Source organism: Pseudomonas sp. NPDC089547 (assembly GCF_050280665.1).
In the GTDB taxonomy this organism is placed as follows: domain Bacteria; phylum Pseudomonadota; class Gammaproteobacteria; order Pseudomonadales; family Pseudomonadaceae; genus Aquipseudomonas.
The window spans coordinates 1-8440 of record NZ_JBNNVS010000087.1 but is presented as its reverse complement, the minus strand read 5'-3'; the positions used below and the strand labels follow the sequence as shown (position 1 = coordinate 8440).

The 8440-nt window shown below is 63.7% G+C and carries 6 protein-coding genes; 2 read left to right on the top strand and 4 right to left on the bottom strand.

Annotated elements, in window-relative coordinates; genetic code table 11:
* Window positions 1–250: cbb3-type cytochrome c oxidase subunit II (locus tag ACQKPZ_RS27635; protein WP_427544388.1), on the bottom strand; the 250-nt coding region annotated here is incomplete at its 3' end.
* Window positions 251–263: 13 nt separating this feature from the next.
* The gene (ccoN, locus tag ACQKPZ_RS27630) at window positions 264–1688 is read right to left on the bottom strand and encodes a cytochrome-c oxidase, cbb3-type subunit I (RefSeq protein ID WP_016498649.1); all 1425 of its coding nucleotides are present in this window, start codon (window positions 1686–1688) and stop codon (window positions 264–266) included.
* Between the two features lie 50 nt (window positions 1689–1738).
* Between ccoN and ACQKPZ_RS27625 the strand changes: the two genes are divergently transcribed.
* Window positions 1739–2431 (top strand): alpha/beta family hydrolase, encoded by a 693-nt coding sequence (locus ACQKPZ_RS27625; protein ID WP_427544385.1) that lies wholly within the window; start codon window positions 1739–1741, stop codon window positions 2429–2431.
* Window positions 2432–2497: 66 nt separating this feature from the next.
* On the opposite strand, the gene ACQKPZ_RS27620 is transcribed toward ACQKPZ_RS27625, so the two are convergent.
* Both ACQKPZ_RS27620 and acnA read right to left on the bottom strand, forming a co-directional pair.
* Window positions 2498–4063 (bottom strand): methyl-accepting chemotaxis protein, encoded by a 1566-nt coding sequence (locus ACQKPZ_RS27620; RefSeq protein ID WP_427544382.1) that lies wholly within the window; start codon window positions 4061–4063, stop codon window positions 2498–2500.
* 176 nt (window positions 4064–4239) lie between these two features.
* The gene (gene acnA / locus ACQKPZ_RS27615) at window positions 4240–6981 is read right to left on the bottom strand and encodes an aconitate hydratase AcnA (protein WP_427544379.1); all 2742 of its coding nucleotides are present in this window, start codon (window positions 6979–6981) and stop codon (window positions 4240–4242) included.
* 224 nt (window positions 6982–7205) lie between these two features.
* Here acnA and rlmM point away from each other — a divergent pair, with 224 nt between their 5' ends.
* Window positions 7206–8270 carry a 23S rRNA (cytidine(2498)-2'-O)-methyltransferase RlmM gene (gene rlmM, locus ACQKPZ_RS27610; RefSeq protein WP_427544377.1) on the top strand — a complete coding sequence of 355 codons (1065 nt, stop codon included), beginning with the start codon at window positions 7206–7208 and terminating at the stop codon, window positions 8268–8270.
* Window positions 8271–8440 lie beyond the last annotated feature (170 nt).

Here is an 8440-nt window from a genome sequence, read left to right as displayed (position 1 = left end):
GGCCGTAGCGCTCGGTTTCGGCGCGGAACGGGCGGATCATCTGCGAGTGGCAGCCCACGCAGCCTTCGCGGATGTAAATGTCGCGGCCTTCCAGTTGCAGCGCGGTGTAGGGCTTCATGCCTTCCACCGGCTTGTTGGTCACGTCCTGGAAGAACAGCGGGACGATCTGGGTGAGGCCGCCGATACTGACGGCGAACACCATCAGCAGGGCCATCAGGCCGACGTTTTTCTCGATGACTTCATGTTTCATCAGGCATTACTCCTCAAGCCAGCTGGGCGTTCGCAGGGGCGACATCGAGCGCCGGGGAACGCACGGTGCGCCAGGTGTTCCAGGCCATCAGGAACATGCCGCTGAGGAAGATCGCGCCGCCAACGAAGCGCACGACAAAGCCTGGGTGGCTGGCCACCAGGGTTTCCACGAACGAGTAGGTGAGCGTGCCGTCGCTGTTCACGGCGCGCCACATCAGGCCCTGGGCGATGCCGTTGACCCACATCGAGGCGATGTACAAAACGGTGCCGATGGTGGCCAGCCAGAAGTGCGCGTTGATCAGGCCGAGGCTGTACATGCGCTCTTTGCCGAACACTTTCGGGATGGTGTGGTACAGCGCGCCAATCGAGATCATCGCCACCCAGCCGAGGGCGCCGGCGTGCACGTGGCCGATGGTCCAGTCGGTGTAGTGGGACAGGGCGTTGACCGTCTTGATGGCCATCATCGGGCCTTCGAAGGTGGACATGCCGTAGAACGCCAGCGATACCACCAGGAAGCGCAGGATCGGGTCGCTGCGCAGTTTGTGCCAGGCCCCCGACAGGGTCATCATGCCGTTGATCATGCCGCCCCAGCTCGGTGCCAGCAGGATCAGCGACATCACCATGCCCAGCGATTGCGCCCAGTCGGGCAGGGCGGTGTAGTGCAGGTGGTGCGGGCCGGCCCAGATGTACAGGGTGATCAGCGCCCAGAAGTGCACGATCGACAGGCGATAGGAATACACCGGGCGTTCGGCTTGCTTGGGCACGTAGTAGTACATCATCCCCAAAAAGCCCGCAGTCAGGAAGAAGCCCACGGCGTTGTGGCCGTACCACCACTGCACCATGGCATCGGTGGCGCCGGCGTAGACCGAGTAAGACTTGGTCAGGCTGACCGGCAGTTCCAGGTTGTTGACGATGTGCAGTAGCGCCACGGTGAGGATGAAGGCGCCGAAGAACCAGTTACCCACGTAGATATGCTTGGTGTTGCGCTTCATCAGCGTGCCGAAGAACACGATGGCGTAGCCCACCCAGACGATGGTGATCAGAATGTCGATCGGCCATTCCAGCTCGGCGTATTCCTTGGAGCTGGTGTAGCCCAGCGGCAGGCTGATGGCCGCCAGCAGGATCACCAGTTGCCAGCCCCAGAAGGTGAACGCGGCCAGGCGCGGTGCGAACAGGGTGGTCTGGCAGGTGCGTTGCACCGAATAATAGGAGGTGGCGAACAGCGCGCAGCCGCCGAAGGCAAAGATCACCGCATTGGTATGCAGGGGTCGCAGGCGGCCGAAGCTGGTCCAGGGGAGGTCGAAGTTGAGGGAAGGCCAGGCAAGCTGGGCGGCGATGAAGACGCCGAGCCCCATCCCGACGATTCCCCACACCACCGTCATGATGGCGAATTGGCGGACCACCTTGTAGTTATAGGCGGTACTGCTGGTTGTGTTCATGTATGGGTTCCCATCCACGGTTATTTGGCAGGCTTTACAGCGAGGCAAGCATGATTAATGGGCAAAGTGCCGGTATTGACGGGGATCAATGGGCGAAGGTCGGAAATGTCCCAGGCTTGCGCTGCGATCTTGCGCAGGTTGAAGGTAAAAACGGCTACAAGGGCTGCCTGATCCTTGCCCATGGCGCAGGTGCGCCGATGGACAGCGGGTTCATGGACGAAATGGCGCAAAGGCTTGCGGCGCTTGGGGTAGCGGTCGTGCGCTTCGAGTTCCCGTACATGGCCGAGCGCAGGGTCAACGGCGGCAAGCGGCCGCCAAACCCGAAGAAGGTGTTGCTGGAATGCTGGCGCGAGGTATACCGGCAGGTGCGACCTTTGGTCGCGGGAAAGCTGGCCGTGGGCGGTAAGTCCATGGGCGGGCGCATGGCCAGCCTGCTGGCCGACGAATTGGGTGCGGATGCGCTGGTGTGCCTGGGTTATCCGTTCTACGCAGTGGGCAAGCCGGAAAAACCGCGGGTGGAACACCTGGCCGGGTTGCAGACGCCGACCTTGATCGTGCAGGGCGAGCGGGATGCGCTGGGCAACCGCGAAGCGGTGGCAGGGTATGCGTTGTCGCCGGCGATCGAGGTGAGCTGGCTAGTGGCAGGGGACCATGACCTGAAGCCGTTGAAGGCCTCAGGGTTCAGCCACGAGCAGCATTTGCAGGCAGCGGCGCAGAGAGTGGCTGACTTCCTGAAGGGCTAGTACAGGATTGCTGGCGGGCGAAGCCCGTGCCACCCAGTGCGCCGCCTGCCTCGCGGGCCAGTCGCGTTAGCGGTTGAAGCGCTCCACCAGCGAATACTGGCTGCCCGCCGTGCTGGTCAGTTCCTCGCTGAGCAGTGCCGAGTGCTGGGCCTGTTCGGCGGTCTGGTCGGCCAGTTCGGCGATGGTGCTGATGTTGCGGCTGATTTCGTCGGCCACAGCTGTCTGTTCTTCGGTGGCTGCAGCAATCTGCGTGGCCATGTCGGTAATGTTGGCCACCGCTTCACTGATGCCTACCAGCGCCTCGTCGGCTTGCATCACCCGGTCGACGCCTTCCTGCGCCTGGCGGTGGCCTGTTTCCATGGTCAGCACGGCGTTGCTGGCGGTTTGTTGCAGCTTGGCGATCAGGCCGTGGATCTGCCCGGTGGACTCGGCAGTGCGCTGGGCCAGCTGGCGTACTTCATCGGCCACCACGGCAAAGCCACGGCCCATTTCCCCGGCACGCGCGGCTTCGATGGCGGCGTTCAATGCCAGCAGGTTGGTCTGGTCGGCGATGCCTTTGATCACATCGACCACGCCGCCAATCTCGTCGCTGTCCTTGGCCAGCTGGGTGACCGTCTGGCCGGTTTCGCCCACTGCGGTCGAAAGGCGCTCGATGGCCTCGCGGGTTTCCCCGGCAATCTGCCGGCCCTGGCTGGTCAGGCGGTTGGCTTCCTGGGTAGCGTCGGCGGTGCGTTGTACGTGGTTGGCCACTTCCTGGGTGGTGGCGGCCATCTGGTTGACGGCGGCGGCGACTTGTTCGGTTTCCACCCGCTGACGTTCCAGCCCGGAGGAGCTCTTGTGCGCCAGTGCGTCCGACTGGCGCGCTTGTTCGCTGAGGTGTTCGGCACTGTCCTGCAGGCGGGTCAGGCAGGTTTTCAGGCGGGCGTCCTGGCTGAGCATGGCCATTTCCAGGCGCGCCTGCACACCACGGCTGTCGGTGAACATCTGTGCAATCAGCGGGTCGGAGGTGGTCTGCTCGGCCAGGCGCAGCAGGCGCTTGAGGCCGCGTTGCTGCCAGCTCAGGCCCAGCAGGCCCAACGGGATGGACAGCCCGGCGGCCAAGGCAAAGCCCCAGGAGTGGCCAAGCCAGTTGCCGATCAGGAACCCTGCCTGGCTGATCAGGATGAACGGCAGCCAGTCCTGCAGCACCGGCAACCATTTGTCGCGGCGCGGTACCGGCGGTTTGCCCTGGTTGATGCGCTGGTACAGCGCCTCGGCACGACGGATCTGCTCGGCGGTAGGCTTGACCCGCACCGACTCGAAGCCAACGACCTGGTTGTTGTCGTAGATCGGCGTGACGTAAGCGTTGACCCAGTAGTGGTCGCCAGACTTGCAGCGGTTCTTGACGATGCCCATCCACGGCTGACCCTGCTTGAGGGTTTGCCACATATGGGCAAACACGGCAGGCGGAACGTCAGGGTGACGCACCAGGTTGTGCGGCGCACCCGTCAGCTCTTCGCGGGTGAAACCACTGATCTCGATGAAGGCATCGTTGCAGTAGGTGATCACACCCTTGGCGTTGGTGGTGGAGATCAACCGCTGCTGGGCAGGGAAAGTCCGTTCTCTCTGGGTAATCGGCTGGTTGTTACGCATGGGTGGATAGTCCGCAAGGCTTTCGAGAGGTATCGGCAAGGGACTGGTTTTATTGAATGATTATTTAATGTGCCTGGTTTGAAGGGTTCGCCGTTAAGGCGGTGGCGCCTGTGAAATCGAGCGCCGCCCGCGCGGCGCTCGATCTCACAGGCGCTGCTTATCTCCAGCCAGGCACCTCAGCCCGCAATCAGCTGCCGCAACACATAATGCAGAATCCCCCCCGCCTTGAAGTACTCCACCTCATTCAACGTGTCGATCCTGCACAGCACCTCGATCTGCTCCAGTCGCCCATCCTCGTGGGTGATGCGTAACGGCAGGTTCATGCCCGGGCGGATTTGTGCACCGTCCAGGCCCAGCACATCGATCCGCTCCTTGCCGGTCAGCCCCAGTTGCTTGCGGTCGTTGCCTGCCTTGAACTGCAGTGGCAGCACACCCATGCCCACCAGGTTGGAACGGTGAATGCGCTCGAAGCTCTCTGCCAGCACCGCCTTGATGCCCAGCAGGTTGGTGCCTTTGGCCGCCCAGTCGCGGCTTGAGCCGGTGCCGTATTCCTGGCCGGCGATGACCACCAGCGGTGTGCCTTCCTGCTGGTAGCGCATGGCCGCGTCGTAGATCGACAGCTTCTCGCCGCTGGGCACGTGCAAGGTGTTGCCGCCTTCTTCACCGGCCAGCATTTCGTTGCGGATACGGATGTTGGCGAAGGTGCCGCGCATCATTACTTCATGGTTGCCGCGCCGCGAGCCGTAGGAGTTGAAATCACGTGGCTCTACACCTTGCTCACGCAGGTAGCGCCCGGCCGGGCTGTCGGCCTTGATGTTGCCGGCCGGCGAGATATGGTCGGTGGTGACCGAGTCGCCCAGCAGCGCCAGCACCCGCGCGCCCTGGATGTCGGCGATCCGTGGGGGTGGCCCGCCGATGCCGTCGAAGAACGGCGGGTGCTGGATGTAGGTAGAGTCGGCCTGCCACACGTAGGTGGCAGCCTGTGGCACCTCGATGGCTTGCCATTGCGCATCGCCAGCGAACACTTCGGCATATTCCTTGTGGAACATCGCCGTGTCGACCTTGGCCACCGCTGCGGCAATTTCCTGCTGGCTGGGCCAGATGTCGCGCAGGTACACAGGCTGGCCATCCTTGCCGGTGCCCAGCGGGTCGCGCGTAAGGTCCAGGCGTACGCTGCCGGCCAGGGCGTAAGCCACCACCAGCGGTGGCGAGGCCAGCCAGTTGGTCTTGACCAGTGGGTGCACGCGGCCTTCGAAGTTGCGGTTGCCCGACAGCACCGAGGCCACGGTGAGGTCGGCGCTGCCAATGGCTTTTTCGATTGCTTCATCCAGCGGGCCGGAGTTGCCGATGCAGGTGGTGCAGCCATAGCCGACCAGGTCGAAACCCAGTTGGTCGAGGTAGGGGGTGAGGCCAGCTGCCTTGAAGTAGTCGGTAACCACTTTGGAACCTGGCGCCAGTGAGCTCTTGACCCAGGGTTTGCGCTGCAGCCCTTTTTCCAGGGCCTTTTTCGCCACCAGCCCGGCGGCCATCATCACACTGGGGTTGGAGGTGTTGGTGCATGAGGTGATCGCGGCGATCACCACGGCGCCATCGCGCAAGGTGTGGGTCTGGCCTGCATGGCTGTAGTCGATCTCGCCCGCCTGGTCGGCGTTGCCCACCGCTACGCCGCCACCGCCCTCGCTTTCCAGCCGGCCGACTTCCTTGGCCAGTGGCTTGGGCTGCAGTTCGATGAAATGGTCGAAAGCCTGGCTTACCTGGCCCAGCGCTACGCGGTCTTGCGGCCGTTTGGGCCCGGCCAGGCTGGCCTCGACCTCGTGCATGTCCAGCGCCAGGCTGTCGCTGAACAGCGGCTCATGGCCTGGCAGGCGCCACAGGCCCTGGGCCTTGCAGTACTGCTCGACCAGTTGCACGGCCGCTTCGGGGCGGCCCGACAGGCGCAGGTAGTCCAGGGTAACCTGGTCAACCGGGAAGAAGCCGCAGGTGGCGCCATATTCCGGTGCCATGTTGGCGATGGTCGCACGGTCAGCCAGGGGCAGCTCGGCCAGGCCGTCACCATGGAACTCGACGAATTTGCCGACCACTCCCTTTTTGCGCAGCATTTGCGTAACCGTCAGCACCAGGTCGGTGGCGGTGATGCCTTCGCGCAGCTTGCCGGTCAGTTTGAAACCGATCACTTCCGGGATCAGCATCGACACAGGTTGGCCGAGCATGGCCGCCTCTGCCTCGATGCCACCGACACCCCAGCCGAGCACGCCCAGGCCATTGATCATGGTGGTGTGTGAGTCGGTACCCACCAGGGTGTCGGGGTAGGCATAAGTGCGGCCATCCGCTTCAGCGGTCCACACCGTGCGGCCCAGGTATTCCAGGTTGACCTGGTGGCAGATGCCGGTGCCCGGCGGCACCACGCGGAAGTTGTCGAAGGCACTCTGGCCCCAGCGCAGGAAGGCATAGCGCTCGCCATTGCGCTGCATTTCGATATCAACGTTCTCGCCGAAGGCCTGCGGCGTGCCGTAATGGTCGACCATCACCGAATGGTCGATCACCAGGTCCACCGGTGAAAGCGGGTTGATACGTTGCGGGTCACCGCCGGCCTTGGCCATGGCCGCGCGCATGGCGGCCAGGTCGACCACGGCCGGCACGCCGGTAAAGTCCTGCATCAGCACCCGCGCCGGGCGGTACTGGATCTCGCGGTCGGAGCGCCGCTCGCCCAGCCACTGGGCAAGGGCGCGCAGGTCGTCGCCAGTGACGGTATGGCCGTCTTCCCAGCGCAGCAGGTTTTCCAGCAGCACCTTCAGCGACATGGGCAGGCGTTGCAGGTCGCCCAGCTGACGGGCGGCCTCGGTGAGGCTGAAGTAGTGATAGGTCTGGTCGCCGACCTGGAGGGACTTGAGGGTGTTCAGGCTATCGAGCGAGGGCATTGCCAACTCCTTCTGCGCCGGTGCCCGGCAACTACTCAAGGTTTGCCGGTGTCACCGCTCTGTATCGATCCGCACGGTACGGACCTGGCTGAGTGGTCAGGTTAGACCGCTTTGCGGCCCCTGACCCTTTTCTGGACCGGCGGGGCGTGTCGCTGGTTCCGATCTTCCTTTATCATCGCGGCCCTGCCGGCGCCTGTTGCGCGCCAGCCGTAGTGGAGTGAGAGATGAATACCCTGTTCATGCATTGCCGGCCCGGTTTCGAGGGCGAGGTGTGCGCCGAAATCAGCGAACATGCTGCCCGCCTGGGCATCGCCGGCTATGCCAAAGGCAAACCACAAAGTGCCAGCGCTGAATTTGTCAGTACCGAAGACGGCGGTGCCGAGCGGTTGATGGGGGCGTTGCGCTTCAACGAGCTGATTTTCCCTCGGCAGTGGGCCCGTGGCGGTTATGTCGAGCTGCCGGAGACCGACCGCATCAGTGTGCTGCTGGCGCAACTGGCCGAGTTGCCGGTGTTCGGCAGCCTGTGGCTGGAAGTGCTGGACAGCAACGAAGGCAAGGAGCTGTCCACCTTCTGCCGCAAGTTCGAAGTGCCGTTGCGCAAGGCCCTGGAAAAAGCCGGCCGCCTGGTTGAAGACGCCAGCCGCCCGCGCCTGCTGCTTACGTTCATCAGCGGCCGACGGGTGTTTGTCGGCGTTGCCCCGGCCAACAACAGCGCGTTGTGGCCCATGGGCATCCCGCGGCTGAAGTTCCCGCGTGAGGCGCCCAGCCGCTCGACCCTCAAGCTGGAAGAGGCCTGGCACCAGTTCATCCCGCGCGAGCAGTGGGAGCAGCGTTTGGGCGACGACATGACCGGTGTCGACCTGGGCGCCTCGCCGGGTGGCTGGACCTACCAGCTGGTGCGTCGCGGCATGCTGGTGACGGCCATCGACAATGGGCCGATGGCCGAAAGCCTGATGGACACCGGCCTTGTCCAGCATCTGATGGCTGATGGTTTCACCTGGCAGCCAAAGCAGCCGGTGGACTGGATGGTGTGCGACATTGTCGAGAAGCCGGCGCGTACTGCCTCGCTGATCGAAACCTGGCTGGGCGAGGGGTTGTGCCGCGAGGCGGTGGTCAACCTGAAGTTGCCGATGAAGCAGCGCTATGCCGAAGTACGCCGGTTGCTCGACCGCATGGAGGCGACCTTCAAGGCGCGCAAGATCAGGGTTTCGATTGCCTGCAAGCAGCTGTATCACGACCGCGAGGAAGTGACTTGCCACCTGCGACGGTTGGACTTGAAGCCGCGCTGAGCACACCGCCATCGCTTTGCTCTTGCTCTTGCTTCGGCTTTTGCTTTTAAGCGCGCGGTAGTTCAGGCGCCGCAAATTGCGACTTCAGGAGGCCGAGCGGAGGGCTTGCGGAGGGAGGTGACGGGCATGGATGCCCGTCAAGCGCTGAGGCCCCATGGATGGGGCCTGCA